The organism is Bacillus sp. BSL6, assembly GCF_052928345.1.
In genome coordinates this window covers 847,293-863,775 of the sequence record NZ_JAVGCW010000002.1, presented here as the reverse complement: position 1 = coordinate 863,775, position 16,483 = coordinate 847,293, and the positions used below count along the sequence as shown (strand labels likewise).

The 16,483-nt window shown below is 35.1% G+C and carries 18 protein-coding genes; 12 read left to right on the top strand and 6 right to left on the bottom strand.

Going from position 1 to position 16,483, the window contains the following annotated elements; genetic code table 11:
* Positions 1-19 precede the first annotated feature (19 nt).
* The 3 genes from RCJ96_RS10665 to RCJ96_RS10655 all read left to right on the top strand — a co-directional run bounded on the left by RCJ96_RS10665 (position 20) and on the right by RCJ96_RS10655 (position 3,955).
* The gene (locus tag RCJ96_RS10665) at positions 20-886 is read left to right on the top strand and encodes an ABC transporter permease subunit (protein WP_074608982.1); all 867 of its coding nucleotides are present in this window, start codon (positions 20-22) and stop codon (positions 884-886) included.
* Position 887: 1 nt separating this feature from the next.
* Positions 888-1,892: an ABC transporter permease gene (locus RCJ96_RS10660; RefSeq protein WP_242304082.1), complete on the top strand. Its 1,005-nt coding sequence runs from the start codon at positions 888-890 to the stop codon at positions 1,890-1,892.
* A gap of 140 nt (positions 1,893-2,032) precedes the next feature.
* Positions 2,033-3,955, top strand: a complete 1,923-nt coding sequence (locus RCJ96_RS10655; protein ID WP_416504285.1) for an ABC transporter permease — start codon at positions 2,033-2,035, stop codon at positions 3,953-3,955.
* Positions 3,956-3,993: 38 nt separating this feature from the next.
* On the opposite strand, the gene brnQ2 is transcribed toward RCJ96_RS10655, so the two are convergent.
* The 4 genes from brnQ2 to RCJ96_RS10635 all read right to left on the bottom strand — a co-directional run bounded on the left by brnQ2 (position 3,994) and on the right by RCJ96_RS10635 (position 6,597).
* Positions 3,994-5,310, bottom strand: coding sequence for a branched-chain amino acid transport system II carrier protein BrnQ2 (gene brnQ2, locus RCJ96_RS10650; protein WP_416504284.1), 1,317 nt, complete (start codon positions 5,308-5,310; stop codon positions 3,994-3,996).
* A gap of 217 nt (positions 5,311-5,527) precedes the next feature.
* Entirely contained in the window at positions 5,528-6,097 is a 570-nt protein-coding gene (cotJC, locus tag RCJ96_RS10645) for a spore coat protein CotJC (protein WP_000265273.1), read from the bottom strand.
* A gap of 12 nt (positions 6,098-6,109) precedes the next feature.
* Positions 6,110-6,373, bottom strand: coding sequence for a spore coat protein CotJB (locus RCJ96_RS10640; RefSeq protein ID WP_000194492.1), 264 nt, complete (start codon positions 6,371-6,373; stop codon positions 6,110-6,112).
* Positions 6,374-6,381: 8 nt separating this feature from the next.
* A complete protein-coding gene (locus tag RCJ96_RS10635) occupies positions 6,382-6,597 on the bottom strand; it encodes a spore coat associated protein CotJA (protein ID WP_001046260.1) in 216 nt (71 codons plus the stop codon).
* A gap of 33 nt (positions 6,598-6,630) precedes the next feature.
* Between RCJ96_RS10635 and RCJ96_RS10630 the strand changes: the two genes are divergently transcribed.
* Both RCJ96_RS10630 and RCJ96_RS10625 read left to right on the top strand, forming a co-directional pair.
* The gene (locus RCJ96_RS10630; RefSeq protein ID WP_416504283.1) at positions 6,631-7,059 is read left to right on the top strand and encodes a VOC family protein; all 429 of its coding nucleotides are present in this window, start codon (positions 6,631-6,633) and stop codon (positions 7,057-7,059) included.
* Between the two features lie 14 nt (positions 7,060-7,073).
* Entirely contained in the window at positions 7,074-7,853 is a 780-nt protein-coding gene (locus RCJ96_RS10625) for a DUF2935 domain-containing protein (RefSeq protein WP_416504282.1), read from the top strand.
* Between the two features lie 17 nt (positions 7,854-7,870).
* Here RCJ96_RS10625 and ku read toward each other — a convergent pair whose 3' ends face one another.
* Positions 7,871-8,683 (bottom strand): non-homologous end joining protein Ku, encoded by an 813-nt coding sequence (ku, locus tag RCJ96_RS10620; RefSeq protein ID WP_416504281.1) that lies wholly within the window; start codon positions 8,681-8,683, stop codon positions 7,871-7,873.
* A gap of 352 nt (positions 8,684-9,035) precedes the next feature.
* Here ku and RCJ96_RS10615 point away from each other — a divergent pair, with 352 nt between their 5' ends.
* From RCJ96_RS10615 to RCJ96_RS10590, 6 genes are all read left to right on the top strand, one after another.
* Positions 9,036-9,317: a YkvA family protein gene (locus RCJ96_RS10615; protein ID WP_000733844.1), complete on the top strand. Its 282-nt coding sequence runs from the start codon at positions 9,036-9,038 to the stop codon at positions 9,315-9,317.
* Between the two features lie 10 nt (positions 9,318-9,327).
* Positions 9,328-9,933 carry a DedA family protein gene (locus tag RCJ96_RS10610; protein ID WP_446699784.1) on the top strand — a complete coding sequence of 202 codons (606 nt, stop codon included), beginning with the start codon at positions 9,328-9,330 and terminating at the stop codon, positions 9,931-9,933.
* 182 nt (positions 9,934-10,115) lie between these two features.
* Positions 10,116-10,328, top strand: coding sequence for a hypothetical protein (locus tag RCJ96_RS10605; protein ID WP_244294700.1), 213 nt, complete (start codon positions 10,116-10,118; stop codon positions 10,326-10,328).
* A gap of 289 nt (positions 10,329-10,617) precedes the next feature.
* Entirely contained in the window at positions 10,618-13,077 is a 2,460-nt protein-coding gene (locus RCJ96_RS10600; RefSeq protein ID WP_416504280.1) for a LamG-like jellyroll fold domain-containing protein, read from the top strand.
* A 79-nt stretch (positions 13,078-13,156) separates the two neighbouring features.
* Positions 13,157-13,360 carry a hypothetical protein gene (locus RCJ96_RS10595; protein ID WP_000391504.1) on the top strand — a complete coding sequence of 68 codons (204 nt, stop codon included), beginning with the start codon at positions 13,157-13,159 and terminating at the stop codon, positions 13,358-13,360.
* A 12-nt stretch (positions 13,361-13,372) separates the two neighbouring features.
* Positions 13,373-13,543 (top strand): hypothetical protein, encoded by a 171-nt coding sequence (locus RCJ96_RS10590; protein WP_001174836.1) that lies wholly within the window; start codon positions 13,373-13,375, stop codon positions 13,541-13,543.
* 28 nt (positions 13,544-13,571) lie between these two features.
* On the opposite strand, the gene RCJ96_RS10585 is transcribed toward RCJ96_RS10590, so the two are convergent.
* Positions 13,572-14,975 (bottom strand): amino acid permease, encoded by a 1,404-nt coding sequence (locus tag RCJ96_RS10585; protein ID WP_103141912.1) that lies wholly within the window; start codon positions 14,973-14,975, stop codon positions 13,572-13,574.
* Positions 14,976-15,154: 179 nt separating this feature from the next.
* Here RCJ96_RS10585 and RCJ96_RS10580 point away from each other — a divergent pair, with 179 nt between their 5' ends.
* A complete protein-coding gene (locus tag RCJ96_RS10580; RefSeq protein WP_117611429.1) occupies positions 15,155-16,360 on the top strand; it encodes a cation:proton antiporter in 1,206 nt (401 codons plus the stop codon).
* Positions 16,361-16,483: the final 123 nt, after the last annotated feature.

Genomic DNA, 16,483 nt, shown 5'->3' with positions numbered 1-16,483 from the left:
TAGAGAGAGAAGGGCGAAAATGATCAAAAAAGTATTTTTGAATGGGATGGAAGTGACGATTCAATTTCTTATTTCGATTTTGGGTATTATTTGTTTAGGGACATTGCCGAAACTATTTTATGGATTTGAGCTGCATGCATCACAGTACATAAAGAGTTTACAAGAAGTGTTTGTGAATTTAATGGACATCTCCAATTTTAAATATGTGGGAGATAAATTTTTATTTCCGCAGTTGTTTGTCCATTATAAAGAAACAATTGTTATATTTTTAGCTGCTTTTTTCATTTCATTATTTGTAGCATTTTGTATTGTTTATGTGACTATGAGTAGTTCACCGCGTATACAACATCGAATTAAATCATTTCTTATCTTCCTAGAATCCATTCCAGATATTCTTCTTATTTTAGTATCACAAATTTTAGTTGTATGGTTTTTTAAACAAACAGGTTTTTTACCTTTTCAAATTGCTTCAATTGGAGGCGAGTCGATTAGGGGGTTGCCAATATTGTGTTTGAGCATCCCGACTACGATTATGTTTGTAAAAATGGTCGTGCTTCGTTTTGAAAATGAACTAGAAAAAGATTATGTACTATTTGCTAAGGCGAAAGGGCTGGGGCGCTTTCATATTTTAAATCGTCATATTTTACGAAATGTGTTGCTTAGTACATTATTCTTTGCGAAAACGAATATCTTTTTTATGTTATCTAATTTATATATTATAGAATGGATTTTTAATACGGGTGGTATTTTTATGTTTTTGAAATCGTATTTCGGTATTAGAGTTGAGGTTTTCATTGTTAGTGTGCTTCTTATATATATTCCGATTTTTATTTTATTTAAATTGTTTCATTATCTCATTCCGGCTGCGATGAAGGAGAGATTATAATATGTGGACGTATATAAAACGTGATAAAAGATTTTGGATAAGTATTGGATTTCTTCTCCTATTAGTTCTTTTGAGCATCGGAAATACGTTATGGAATGATGGACATATTAGACAAGTTACATTGCAATATGATGCGGATGAAAATCCACAAGTGCCACCGTTTCCACCTTCATTACAATTTTTACTCGGGACAGACCGGAAAGGGTATGACCTGTTACATTTAGTCATTGAGGGCGCGAAGTGGACGATTGGTATATCTATTTTAATTGCGGCACTTAGAATGGTAATAGGTGTGTTTTTCGGTGTCGTACTCGGAACGTATATAAAAAGAGGATTTTCAAAAATTGAGGCTTTCTTTGATAGTTTTACAGTTATTCCGACAGTTATGATTGCGTATTTTTTTCTTCAATCTGCAAATACATTTGGAAGCGGAGAGGAGACAACAACCTTTTTTGAAAGGGCTTCGTTTCAAGTGGTATTACTTGTACTGCTTGTAATGCCAGTTATTGCACTGTATGTTGCGAAGGAAGTTCGTAAATTGCGAACGGAAGAATTTGTTGATGCCGCGCGCATATTAGGTGGATCGAGAAGACATATTGTTATAAAGCATCTTTTTCCGCATCTCTATATGCCGTTTATACTCGTATTTCTTCAGCAGTTTACGCAGACTCTTACTATTTTACTGCACTTAGGATTACTTGAAGTGTTCTTTGGTGGGACTGTAATGTTTGGTGGACAAATAAAAGAGGTGGAATCTTATACGCATGAATGGTCAGGTTTAATTGGAGTATACTATAGGTCATTAACAGTGAATCCGTGGATTCCTCTCGTTCCTATTACATTTTTTGGACTTACTATTTTTTCAGGAAATATGATTGTAAAAAGTATAGAAGAGGCGATGATGAAAGTAAGGTTGGGAGGAGAGATAAAGAAGGACATTGTAGAAGAGGAACAATCTGCTGTGCATTCAAAAGAAGAGTTGTTTACGTTTAAACATACGATGTAAAGAACCTAGGAGACTAGGTTCTTTTTATTTTATTATATTACAATATCGTAAGAGAGATGTAATGAAAATCGATAGGGGAGAAATACAATTTCGTATACACTTCATGTATAGAGAAATACGAGGGCGGGTGAAGGTATACGATGGATTTTTTAGAAGTATCAAAACGTAGTATAAAACGAAATATGAAAGATTATTTTCTATACTTTATTTCATTAGTAGGCAGCATTATTATTTATTTTACATTCGTATCGATTAAACGAAATGAAAGTGTAGTAGCTCTTTTAAAAGAATCAGATAAGGTGGAAACGACATTTACGTTTGCACAAATATTGTTGATTATCTTTTTAACGATATTTATTTTTTATTGTAATAGCTTCTTTTTACGAAAGAAGAAAAAAGAAATTGCACTATACAGTTTATTAGGTATTCGTAAAGAGGAGATTGCGAAATTACTCTTTTATGAAACATTATTAGTTGGTGCTGCGGCAAGTGTGTTAGGTATTCTTGCTGGTTTATTTATAGCGAATATGTGCGCAGGGTTTCTCGTAAAGTTAATGGGAAGTGCATTTACTTTTACATTTACGATTTCATTTTTATCTATAGTAGAAGTTCTTATAACGATAGGAGCAATTTTCTTTATTGCATCATGGAAAAGTAAAAAGTTAATTTATGAGCATCGTTTAGTTGAATTACTATATGGTGAAAATCAAAAAGAAGAGGCACCTACGTATTCAAGTAAGAAGGCAAAACGAGCGATTGTTTTATTAATTACAGGTTATATCATTGCGCTACTTACACAAGTTTTTGGATTTGGAGCAATTTTTATTACAGGTCTACTTATTTTTGGCTGTATTGTAAAAGGTACGTTTTTACTATTTGAGCAATATACAGTGAAATCACTCCATACAATCAAGGAAGATAAAACGAAATATTGGAATGGAACGAACATTTTATCGGTTTCTTCATTGTTCTTTAGAATAAAAGGAAACGTAAAGATGTTAGCTTTACTATCTTTATTAAGTGCGGTAACACTATGCACAATTGGTATAAGTTCTAGTATGTATTATGGAGCAAAGAAAACAGCAACACTTATGAATCCAGTTAGTTATGAATATGTAACCACTGGGAAGGAATTAAATAAGAAAGTTAGAGAAGAGATACAAAAACATGGAGGAATCATTAAGGGTGAAACAAAAGTAGAGTTGTTTTCGGGGCAAGTAAATATAGATGGTTCGAGTATGTTAACAGGATATTTAATTAGTGATGGCAATGTACAAGTTATAAAAGAGTCAGATTATAATAAAGCAGCTTCTATATTAGGTAATAAAAAAGCTGTTTTAGGTTCTGAAAAGGAAGTTGTTTTATTAGATCCGTATAAATCATATAACATCGAAAAGAATTCACTTGAAGGAAATAATGTGTCCTTTGAAGGGATGAAGAGAGAGGTAATAATTGCTGATCACCGCGAAGAAACAGTTGTTAGCGCAAAACTTGCACCAGTTGGACTTGTTGTTCAAGATTCGTTATTTAATAAGTTGCAAAGAGGGAAAGCTATTTCAACAGTAAGTGGATTTATTGTTGAAGGAAATGGAAATGCAGAGGTAACGAAAAATCTAGCGAATATCCTTTCTGTAGAAGCGAAATTACAATCATTTGAAGAGACGAGCCAATCTGAATTGCAAGATGGCGCAGTGTTATTGTTTGCTAGTATATTTTTAGGGATTGTTTTTATTCTTGCAACGGGGTGTATTTTATACTTTAAACAAATAACAGAAGCGATGGCAGAGCGTCCAGCGTACGGTATGTTAAAGAAAATCGGACTAACGAAAAAGGAAGCAAGAGAGTCTATAAGAAAGCAAGTAGGTGTGATATTTTTAGTACCATTATTTCTTGCGATTGTTCATACATTCTTTGCATTTCTAAGTTTGATGGGCTTTACAGGAATGTTTGAATATAGCCTTCCTTTACTAGGGAGTATAGGGGTGTATATCATAATATACTTTGGTTACTATATGTTAACCGTTCGTTCGTATACAAATACGGTATTTAATGGTAGAAGATAAAAAGAAGCAAGCATGTATCTCATGCTTGCTTCTGTTCTTTATTTTGTAGAAACTTCGCCTTCAGCTTCTGTTTGCGGAATAAAGTATCCGATTATACCACCAATTATTGCTGGAACGATCCAACCGATTCCTAAGTTATAAAAAGGAATGGTGTGTACAATATTAGCAATAAAGTTTGGTATCATTCCCACATTATCAAGTGCATGAATACAACTAATAAGGAATGCTGCGATCATTGCCCCGATGTAGACAGAAGGTTTACGTTTCGTATATTTATCAATAAATGATACGAAAATTAAAATGATTGTAATTGGATATAAAATAATTAATACAGGTAATGTAATTTTGATTAATAAACTTAATCCTAAGTTTGAAATCACGAAGCTAAAAATACAAACGTATAGTACGAGCTTTTTGTAGGAAACGTTTGTTAGTACTGTTGCAAAATAGTTGGCGAATGCACTTACAACACCAATTGCTGTCGTTAAACAAGCGAAGATAATGGCGATGCTTAATAAAACATTACCGCTTGTCCCAAAGAAGTGATACATAACAGTTGCTAATAGTTGACCACCGTTCTCGAATTGTCCTAAGTTGCCGTTTGAAGCCCCGATATAACCGAGTAAGAAGTACACAATTGTTAAAAATAGAGCGGCAATGCTTCCGCAAATAATTGTATATTTCGCAATTGATTTCTTCTCTTGTATACCATTTTGGCGAATTGCATTTACAACAATCGTTGATAGTACGAGTGCACCGATTGCATCTAACGTTAAAAATCCTTCAAGAAATCCTTTGAAAAACGGAATTTCTTTATAGTCACCAACAGGTTCTGCAAATGTTCCTGGTGAAAGAATCGCTTTTGTTGCCATAATGGCAATAATTCCAAGTAAAATTGGTGTTAATATTTTTCCGATATGATCTACTAATTTTGATGGATTTAATGATAAGAAGTAGACGACTGTAAAGAAAATCGCACTAAAGATTAACATAGAGTACCATTGGTCTGGGAAAAGTGGTGCAATCCCAATTTCGTAAGATACAGATCCAGTTCGTGGAATAACAAATAGTGGGCCGATTGAAAGATAAATAATGATAGCAAATATTGCTGCGAATTTTGGGTGAACACGGCTTGCTAAAGTGTTAAAACTACCACCGGCAAGGGCAACAGCGACGATAGCTAGTAAAGATAAACCGACGTCTGTAATAATAAATCCTGTAATGGAAATCCACATATTTTCTCCGGAAGAAAGGCCGAGAAGGGGCGGGAAAATCATATTACCAGCACCGAAGAAAACTGCGAATAGTAGTAAACTAATCGAAAGTATTTGCGCTGGTTTTAAAGTTGTACGCATATAAAGAAAATCCTCCTAATGAGTGTTTTTGTCGAAAATTCAAATAATTTGTCGAGTAACTGTTATTATTTTAAAGGTCTGATGACTAGAAAGCAATAGGGAATTTTGAAAAAATTAAAAAATAATGCATTAAATCGAATAAATATACTATTTATATGTTTAATAGGAAGGATTTAACTTATAGCGTAAAAAAACACATATCCCTAGGATACGTGTTTTAAAAAAATATTTTTTTATCACGTTCTTCTTTTAAAATTTCAACCGCTTCTCGGAAACGTTGTGAATGGACGATTTCTCGTTCACGTAAAAAGCGCAAGCTGTCATTTATATCTGGATCATCTGATAAGTTAATAAGCCATTGATATGTTGCGCGTGCTTTTTCTTCAGCCGCAATATCCTCGTATAGGTCGGCAATTGGATCACCTTTAGCTTGTATATAGGTTGCAGTAAATGGAACACCGGCAGCGTTATGGTAGTGGAGTGCACTATCATGATCAGCGTAATGAGGGTCAAGACCAGCAGCTTTCATTTGTTCAGGAGTCGCATCTTTCGTCAGCTTATAAACCATTGTAGCAATCATTTCAAGGTGAGCAAATTCTTCTGTACCAATATCAGTAAGTAGGCCAATGACTTTGTCAGGAATTGTATAACGTTGATTTAAGTAACGGAGTGCAGCAGCTAATTCTCCATCTGCACCGCCGTATTGTTCAATTAATAATTTTGCAAGTGCTGGATTGCAAGTTCCTACTTTAACAGGGTATTGTAATTTTTTTTCATAAATCCACATAGTTTCTCTCCTTTATATTTGCCATGGCCAAGGACCTTTGCTCCATTCCCAAGGGGCATTAGAATAGCTATTTCCAAACTGTTGGAGTGGCCCGTATTTTTCTTCCATTTTTTGTTTTAATACTCTTCGTTTATAGGAAAAGTCATTAAATTGATTAATAGCAGCAGTGTCATCTGGATGTGTATCTAAATAAAGAGTGAGTTCGACTAGTACAAAGTCTAGTTCTTGAAGCTCCAGTAACAGCTGATAATATTCTTCTGGTAGCGATTGAGTCACGTCAGTAGTCACCGCCCTTTTTTATAAGGATTTTCATAATAGTCATAAAAAACAGGCCATAAAGTCCCTTTTTGTAGCGCTTCTTTTGGCGTGAATTGTGGTAAGTTTGGCGGTTGAAAGCCTAAAAATAAATTAGGAGGAGTAGAGTAATATTTTTTTCCGATAGGAGGGCAAGGATCTTGAGGACTATGATAGGGCACGAATGATCTCATATATTTATTCACGAATAAACCTCCTTACATGTTCATTACTACATATTGTATTCAGACATAATGAGCATTTATGACACATATAAAAAAGTAATAGGTACGGGGGGAATGAATGTGGAGACTGTGAAACAATTCGTTGTATTGGAAGTGAAAAACTTAAAGGAAACGTTGTATTTTTACGAAGGGATTTTAGGAATCAAACCTAGTTTAGAAAGACCACAATTAGATGTAACGGGGGTTTGGTATGATTCTGATTCAACGAGAATTAGTTTTGTCATGAATCGCATGTTAGGTGGGCGGGAAAAAAGTGTTACAGATTCATGTGAGGCTTTAACATTTACGATTTCTAACATAGAGAAATTGAAAAAGAAGCTAGCGTTTTATGAAATTTTATATACAGAAAATGAATGTGCGAGGAGTATTGTAGTACAAGACCCAGATGGATATAAACTTCAAGTGGTGGAGAAGGATGAATAAACGGAGGGGATTTGGTGGAGAGAAATTATGAAGAAAGTGCGTTGTTTGAGCATCAATTTTGGCTAAAAGTGCTGAGTGATCATTCGCAATTTTTACTTGATGCGTTAGCCCCAAAGGAAAAAGAAGATATAAAAAAAGCTACTTATTTTGTTGAAACATTTACGAATCTGTTAAATAAAGTTCGTAATGTGAATCTTGTGGCATTTTCCAAAGAGGCGGAACAAGCCGCTAAGGAAATACGAATGTTTAAATTAAATATTATACAGAAACAGTTGGAAGGAAAAATTACTATTCATTTTACGCCGACTTTTATTAATCATATGGTAAACGAAGTGGAAGAGTATATAACGGTTTTAGAGTTTTTGAAGAAGGGGGAAATTCCACCTGTTTTTCATGAACTGCATTATCATCTCGTTTGGTTAACAGATGCAGCTGGTCATGCAGGCTCTATTTCTGGTGGGTTAGATCTTGTTGAAAAAAGATTAAAAGAGAAAAGTGAAGAATTCGAGAAGCACTTTGAACAGTTTTATTTGAAGGCAGTTGAAATGACGGGGTATTTAAGAACAGAGCTTCATCATTTTCCTGCATTAAAGAAGTTTACAAAAGATGTTTCACTTGAATTAAAATTATTTTCGCATTTTTTACATGAAGTGGAAGAATTGGAGTTATCAAATGAAATATTAAGTGCATTATCAGCGAGAATGGCAGATCATATGGCAAGAGAAGAATGTTATTATTTATTAAAATTAGCCCAATCATCTGGACTTGAAATGCCGAAATGTAATCCGCTTTAAAGAAAAAGAGGTCAATTTTATTTGGCCTCTTTTTCTGTTTTATTTTCTCTTTTTATTTTTGCTTGTTCAATACTTGCCTGTAATGTCTCCATGATATTGATGATGTTTGGAGTAGGAGAGATTGTTTCCGTTTTTTCTTGTTGTTCAATTTTCTCTTCGATTAATTCGGTAAGGGCTTCTTTATACTCATCTGTATACATTTCTTGTTCAAAAGGATTTGTAAGGTGGTGAATTAAATTAATAGCTGCGGTGAGTTCTTGTTTTTGGATAGGATAATTTTCATTACTTGGTAAGTTAGGCGTATTTGTTATATCGCGAATTTCATTAGGGTAGTGAATAGTTTGCAACATAAGTCCATCTTCAAAGTTACGGATAATAGCTAAATGTTGTTTTTTTCTAATGGAAATATGGATAAGACCAAGTTTATTCGTACGTTCAAGAGCTTCTTTTAATAATAGATACGATTTTTCGTGTCCTGGAGTAGGGCCTATAAAATAAGAACGATCATAGAGAACAGAATCAATTTCGTTATTTTGGATAAAAGATATAATACGAATAGATCGTGGTTCGTGAGCTTTTTGCAACGCAGATAATTCTTTTTCATCCATAATAATGTACTTATGAGGTGCGTATTCATAGGCTTTTACAATATCTTTATCATCGACTTCTTCATCTGTACAATCGGGAGCGAATTTTTTATATTTAATAGGTGTTAAGCATTCTTTATGGAGGCTTAAAAATTTTATATCGTTTTCATCTACGGCGCTATATAGTTTAATTCCTATATTTAATAGTCCAAGTGAAAGTGCACCTTTCCATACTGTATGCAAATGAAGCCTCTCCTTTCATTCAAAAATGATTATGTATATTATGAGATAGTAAGAAATTTCCTATGCGTTTTTTGTTTTTTATGGAAGGGTAAGCAGAAGGGATTGGAATATAAAATATATTGACAAGCCCTCTAAAATATTTTAATGTGATTGTATAAAATTGTGTATATAAAGGGGAGTAACTTATTACAGTAAAGTCGTCATTACAGGGAGAAACCCTCGGCTTTATTGGCAACGTTTCGTTGTTAGTGAGACCTTTACCAGCAATGGTAAAGGCCCCTTATTGTCTTTTTTAGGACCCTTACCATATTTGGTAGGGGCCTTTTTGTATACAAGGAGAGGAGATATAAAAATGAAAAAACTTATTAGTAGATTAAGAGTTGTATTTCATGTTCGCCGATTTGTTCCATTCCTATTTGACTTTTTTACTTCAAAAGAGGTTTCAATAAAGAAGAAAATCTTATCCATTGCTTTTTTAGTTGGTTATGTAGCGATGCCGCTCGATTTAATTCCAGACTTCTTACCGTTCATCGGTATTTTAGATGATATTGGGATTGTGTTATTTATTTTGAACCGAATTGTAAAAATGGCGCCAGTTCAATTACAAGAAAAGCATAATGTGAACGTAGGATAGGAGTTAAAATATGGAGCAAATTATTGTAGATATAATTGAGTTTTTAAAGCAGTTTTCTTATTTTGGAGTTGTATTGGCTTTAACGTTTGAATTTATTCCCGCAGAAGTCGTTTTGCCTATGGTTGGATATTGGGTGTATGAGGGGGATATGAATTTTTGGCTAGCTGTATTAGCTGGAACACTTGGCGGAACGACAGGACCGTTAACGTTATACGCACTCGGTTATTACGGTGGTCGTCCTCTATTAATAAAGTACGGGAAATACTTCTTTATTAAAGAAGAACAAATTCAAAAAGCAGATGATTTCTTTGAGAAATATGGATCAGTTGTAGCATTTGTTGGACGCTTTGTACCTGGCGTTCGAACGCTTATTTCTGTTCCATGTGGTATGGCGAAAATGAACATATGGAAATTTAGTATATATACATTTGTAGCAATGTTCCCGTTAACAACTTTATATGTCTATTTTGGAATGAAATTAGGTCCGCATTGGGAAAAAGCGGCGGATGTTGTGGGGCAATATATGCTACCGATATTACTAGTCGTCGTTATCGTTGTCGGTGGTATATTAACCTATAAATTTATGAAAAAAAGGAACAGCACGGAATCTATCTAGTCATTGATATTTGTATATTTTTTGAAAATAGATGAATCGTACAGGCAAAAGACTCTGAGGGACATACACATATAGGGAATATAAAAGAGAGGGGAAACAACTATGTCTTGTGAGTGCTCAGGGGCAGCATTCCATCACTTTGCCACATTATCATCGATTGCGATTCATCTTTGGCGGAGGGAATGTTGTTATTCGTTATAAGGAAATTTCCTGCAAATTCATTTGTTACTCGCTCGCAATCTGGATCTGGAGGAGGGGGAGGTGGACAAGGATCTGGGCAAATGATAGACAAAGGAGCAAAACAGCCAATGTTTTTTTTATTCTTCAATACAACCCCCTCCTTTTTAAGTAGTCTTTTACTACTATTAAATGTAGAAGCATGGCCGATGTGTTAAAAAAAGAAGGAAATGTTAAAAATTAAGATTGTCTAACAGGCTTAAAACTTAAATTATTATTCATGTTATAGAAAAGATTATATGTGAATAAACATGGGAAAAGAATGCTCAGACTCTTTTAGACAAAAAGTGGTTGTATACACAATAGTAAGAAGAATGTTGGACTTAACCTTTAATTAACTGTATATTTACAAGAATCTAATAAAATTCATTTATTATTTAAACGACATTAATATGCTTTAGATAAAATAGCCCTTGTAATGAATCGATTATTATGAGGAGGATACACGTGGACAGAACTGCTTTACGCAAAGTAAAAGGTCTTATTGGATTATTAATGGTTTTTGTATTAGCATTTGTATCATTTCCGTGGGGTACATCAGTTAAAGCGGAAGAGAAGAAGCAAGAAAAGGCACCGAGTGAGAAGAAGATCGTTTTTCCGGTTGTAAGTGATGTACATATTAAGAATAGTGGAACAGATGATACGTTTCGCTGGAAAAGAGCAATCGAGCAACTAAATACACTTGCACCTAAACAAGATGCGTTTGTAATTGTGGGAGATTTTACTGATTCAGGATCGGTACAACAATATGATCGTTTCATGCAAGTGTATAATGAAAATGCAAATAAAGATGCCGTGCGAATGAATTCTCTTGGTAACCATGATTATTGGAACGGTTTATCTGTAGAGGGCGCACAGAAGCGTTTCTTAGAAAAAACAGGAATGGAATCGATTTATTATCATAAAGTGGTGAAAGGGTATCACTTCCTTGTTATGTCGCCAGAAAATGGGACAACACACGGATATTATTCAGACAAGCAAATTAATTGGTTAAAAGAAGAGATGGCGAAAGCACAAAAAGATGACCCAGAAAAACCGATTTTCGTATTTTTACATCAACACATTAAAGAGACAGTATACGGTAGTCATGAATGGGGAACACAAGATAGTGCAAAAATTAATGCGGTATTAAAAGAATATCCGCAGGCTATTACGTTTTCAGGTCATTCACATTATCCGCTAGATGATCCAAGATCGATTCATCAAAAAGACTTTACATCCGTTGGTACATCTTCTATAAGTTACATGGAAGTTGAAGGTGGTAAAGTACAGGGGAATATCCCGCCAGGAGCTAGTACATTAAGCCAAGGTTTATTAGTAGAAGTAGATGATGAAGAAGTAACGATTAACCGTCGTGATTTCCATACAAATTCTTGGACAGGTGAGCCTTGGAAAATTAAATTACCAGCAAAGAAAGAAACTTTTACACATGTAGAAGATCGTGATAAAGAAAAACCTTACTTTGCTAAGGATGCAAAGCTCGCTGTATCAAATGTAACAGAAAATGCAGCAACAGTAACATTCCCACAAGCGCTGGATAACCTTCTTGTTCACTCTTATCGTGTACAAGCTAGAGATAAGCAAACGGGCGAAATAAAGAATAAATTGTTAGCATTCTCAGAGTTTTATCGTGATCCAGTGCCAAAAGATCTTACGTTTACGCTTGCAGGATTAGATGGTGGAAAAACATATACGCTTGAAGTAGTTGCAATCGATTCGTTCGGTAATGAAAGTGCGCAGCCGTTAACGGCAGAAGTTACTACGAAAAAAGATAATATTGATCCGAATGTAAAAGTGCCAAAGGCAGATGTTTTTGATGTGAATTTCTTAGATGGTACATTTAAAGATAACTCATCGTTTGGAACGAAGGGCGATGTGAAAGGAAATGTATCTATTGCATACGATAAAGCTTTAAAAACAAATGTAATGAAATTGAATGGACAAGCTAATACATTTGGATACCTTCCATTTTCAGCAGCACAAAAAGAGAAAGTAGCAAATACGTTCACGCTAGAAACTGTATTTTCAATGAATGAAATTCGCGGACAAGGTATTTTACAAAATACAGAGAGCGGCGGAATTGGTTTTGAATCTACAGGAAGTGGAAATGTTGAATTGTGGGCTCATATTGGTGGCAGTTATAAACGCGTTGGTGTTCAATTAGAAGCAAATAAAACATATCACTTAACAGGAACGTATAACGGAAGTGAAGTAGCTATTTATGTCGATGGTAAAAAAGTAAATAGCCAACCAGCTAAAGGGAAAGTGTCTCATCCGAACGTACCATTTGCATTTGGAGCGGATCCTGATAGCAATGGAAATGGCGGTATTCCGTTAAATGGACAAATCGCGCTTGCAAGATTATATAGTAAAGCGTTAAGTTCTTCAGAAGTATTAGCGGCGTACAATGAGTTTTCTAACCGTACGAAATTAGAGCAAGTAAATGCGTTATTTGAAGAGCTTGGAAAAGTAAAAGAAGTGCTAGCTGGTACGTATGAGTTTGGTGATAAGCCAGGTCAATATTCAAAGGAAGCATTTCAAGAATTAGAGAAAAGCTATAATAATGCAAAGCAAGCATTTGAAAATGTAGGGAGTACGGGAGAGCAAATCGTTCAAACGTATAACGAATTAAAAACAGCTAATGTAACATTTGTACAATCTAAAGTAGTAGAACAACCGAAAACACCGAAAGAAAAATTACAAATCAATATTGAATCTGCAAAAGCAGTAGTGAAAAAAGCGCAAGCTGCAAATGTAACGGACGGTTCAGTGAAAGCACTGAGTCAAAAAATTACAGTGGCCGAAGCTGTAGTGAAAGATGTAAAAGTAAAGGATGCACAAGTAGAAACGATGAATCGTACATTAGAGTATACGATTTCACTTGTTGAAAAAAGCATAAACAAATAAGAGAGAAGAAAAGAAGCTTATCATGATAGGCTTCTTTTTTGTTATACTAAAAATAGCATAGAATGAAGGAGCGAATAATTTGGAAGAGAAAAAGCTAAAAAGAATTCTTGAATATGTATGGATCGCGGTTGTGCTCCTTGTAGGATATTATTTCTTAAAAGAAAAAAGTATATGGGTTCTATTTTTAATGACGTTTTTATTAGCGGGTTTAGGCACGTTATTTATTAATTTCTTCTTTGATAGTTTAAATGCATGGAAGAAGAAAAAGAAGGGAACGAAGTAAAGGAGGGAATATATGCAAAAGTGGAAGCTCATATATCAGGTGATTATTTTCCTATTACTTGTAGGTATTGGAATTGTGAAATACGCAACGCCAATAGGAAATTGGGCATCGTTTACAGCTTGCATCGGCATATTTTTCATTTTACAATCGTTAACGAAAAAATATAATAGTACAGAAAAATAGCTCGCCGCTAAAACGGCGAGCTATTTTGTTATGCTTTTTTCTGTTCATCATTCGTTTTTTCGGTAGCTAAATGGCTATGCTTTCTAGAATAGAAGAAATAGAAGCATAATCCGACTATAAGCCAAACGGCAAAGCTAATCCATGTTGTTTTAGACAAATTGATCATTAAATATAAGCAGCAAAGAATTGCGACAACTGGTAGTACAGGTACGAAAGGTGTGCGGAATCCGCGTTTTAAGTCAGGGTGTGTTTTTCGTAAAATAAGTACTGCGCAGCAAACGAATGTGAAGGCTGTTAATGTCCCGATGTTTACTAAATTCGCTAATACGTGCAGATCTAAAAGTCCTGCTAATAAAGCGGCAACAACACCAGTAATCCATGTGTTTAATAAAGGGATTTTCACTCTTTTATTTACACGTGCTAACGCTTTTGGAAGTAAACCGTCACGGCTCATCGCATACGAAACGCGAACTTGTCCATACATAACGACTAAGAGAACGGTTGTCATTCCAGTCATCGCTCCAACAGCGAGTAGTCCTGCAATTGTATCCTCGCCAACGAAATGTAAGGCAAATGCAACTGGATCAGAAACATCTAATTGTGTATAAGGAACCATACCTGTTAAAACGAAAGATACGATCATATATAAAACAGTGCAAATAAGAAGAGAGCCAATAATGCCGATTGGTAAATCACGCTGTGGTTTTTTCGTTTCTTCCGCAGCGGTTGCGATTGCATCAAATCCTAAGAAGGCGAAGAATACAGTAGCAGCCCCAGTAATAATACCGTCATATCCGAATGGGATGAACGGTGTCCAATTTTCAGGTTTTACATATTTTGCACCTGCTACGATAAAGGCGATAATAACGGCTAACTTAATAAGAACCATAATATTATTAATGCGTGCGCTTTCGCGTATACCAAAACTTAAAAGTCCAGTAATGAGTAGTAAAATACAAACAGCTGGTAAATCAATGAGACCACCTTTTCCTACGCCAGGAGCCGAGGCGATTATGGCGGGAAGATGGACGTTAAATCCTTGTAGTAAAGATTGTAAATAACCAGACCAACCGACAGCTACTGCTGCAACGGCAAGTAAATATTCGAGCATTAAACACCATCCGACGATGAAGGCGACGACTTCACCGACTGTCATGTATGCGTAAGTATACACACTTCCTGAGACAGGAATAGAAGAAGCAAATTCGGCATAACAAAAGGCTACACAAGCACAAGTAAATGCAGCAATAAGAAATGATAGCATAATACCAGGACCAGAATGTTTCGCTGCAACAATACCTGTTAATACAAATATCCCTGTCCCAATTACGGCGCCAATTCCTAAAAACGTTAAATCAAGTGCGGTTAATGTTCTTTGTAGTTGTCGTGGTGATTCAGTAGTAATCGCCTTTTTTCGTAATAATGATTTCACTTTGGACTCTCCCCCCGTTTTTCATTTCCATAACTGCGAATGTAGTATGAGCCCACTAGAAAAGAGTATGTAAGGAAATGGAGGTACAGTTATGGTGCGTAGTTTTTTAAAATTGCTGGATTAATCTTAATATAATTCAGAATATTTTGTCAAATAAAAATATGACAAATAAAATGCGGATGAATAGGAGAAACTACTTGCAGGAATGGACGAGGGTTAACGCCCCACTGATTAAAGTTAAAGTAGGAGAAGATGTTATGTTATTTTATTTTGAACTTGTCGTCATTTTACTTTGTACGAAATTAGCTGGTGATATTAGCGTGAGGCTTGGCCAGCCTTCTGTACTTGGTAAATTAATTATCGGTATTATTATCGGTCCAGCTGTACTTGGTATTATAAATAGTTCTGAACTGATTGATGAGCTGAGTGAGATTGGTGTTTTACTCCTTATGTTTATGGCTGGACTTGAAACAGATTTAGAAGAACTAAATCGGAATTTGAAATCATCATTTGCAGTAGCAGCTGGTGGAATTATTTTTCCTTTCATCGGTGGTTATGTAACAGGATTGCTGTTTGGATTAATACAATCTCATGCCATTTTTTTAGGATTATTACTTTGCGCAACGTCAGTTAGTATTACAGTGCAGACGCTAAGAGATTTAGGGAAAATGAATACGAGAGAAAGTACAACGATTTTAGGTGCTGCCGTATTTGATGACGTCATCGTCGTTATTTTATTAGCGTTTGTTATGAGCTTTTTAGGAACGCAAGATGTGAATATAACACTTGTTATCGTAAAGAAAATTATCTTCTTTGTTAGCATTGTTTTTATTGCATGGAAAGTTGTTCCTTGGATTATGAAAATGCTCGTGCCGCTTCGTGTAACAGAAGCGTTAATTAGCGCGGCTCTTATTATTTGCTTCTCTTTTTCTTATTACAGTGAAATGATGGGAATTGCAGGCATTATTGGAGCATTTGCAGCCGGAATTGCCATTTCTCAAACAGAGTATAAGCACGAAGTAGAACATAAAATTGAACCGATTGCTTATGCAATATTTGTACCGGTGTTCTTCGTAAGTATCGGAATGGAAATTACATTTCAAGGTATCGGAAGCCAGCTTTGGTTCATTATCATCATGACGCTTATTGCGATTTTCACAAAGTTAATTGGTTCAGGTTTAGGAGCAAGGTTAACAGGATTCAACCTTCAATCTTCTATTAGTATCGGTGCGGGAATGGTGTCGCGCGGAGAAGTAGCACTTATCATCGCAGCGAATGGACTTACGGCGAATTTATTAGCGAAAGAAAATTTCACAGCGATTGTTATTGTTGTTATATTGACAACGATTATTACCCCGCCGCTTTTGAAGAAGTATTTTGTATAGAGAGGAAGAGCTTATCTGATGTGGGTAAGCTTTTTTTTTATTGGAAAAGCAATAGTCATGTGGCATGAAAGGTTTGTAATTATGGTAAAATCTATGTATGTGATATGACAAGGAGAGGGATGT

Coding starts and splice junctions, on each gene's coding strand:
- RCJ96_RS10665 (WP_074608982.1), top strand. CDS start 20: ATGATCAAAAAAGTATTTTTGAATGGGATGGAAGTGACGATTCAATTT.
- RCJ96_RS10660 (WP_242304082.1), top strand. CDS start 888: ATGTGGACGTATATAAAACGTGATAAAAGATTTTGGATAAGTATTGGA.
- RCJ96_RS10655 (WP_416504285.1), top strand. CDS start 2,033: ATGGATTTTTTAGAAGTATCAAAACGTAGTATAAAACGAAATATGAAA.
- brnQ2 (WP_416504284.1), bottom strand. CDS start 5,310: ATGCGTACAACTTTAAAACCAGCGCAAATACTTTCGATTAGTTTACTA.
- cotJC (WP_000265273.1), bottom strand. CDS start 6,097: ATGTGGATTTATGAAAAAAAATTACAATACCCTGTTAAAGTAGGAACT.
- RCJ96_RS10615 (WP_000733844.1), top strand. CDS start 9,036: ATGAAAAAACTTATTAGTAGATTAAGAGTTGTATTTCATGTTCGCCGA.
- RCJ96_RS10610 (WP_446699784.1), top strand. CDS start 9,328: ATGGAGCAAATTATTGTAGATATAATTGAGTTTTTAAAGCAGTTTTCT.
- RCJ96_RS10605 (WP_244294700.1), top strand. CDS start 10,116: ATGTTGTTATTCGTTATAAGGAAATTTCCTGCAAATTCATTTGTTACT.
- RCJ96_RS10590 (WP_001174836.1), top strand. CDS start 13,373: ATGCAAAAGTGGAAGCTCATATATCAGGTGATTATTTTCCTATTACTT.
- RCJ96_RS10580 (WP_117611429.1), top strand. CDS start 15,155: ATGAATAGGAGAAACTACTTGCAGGAATGGACGAGGGTTAACGCCCCA.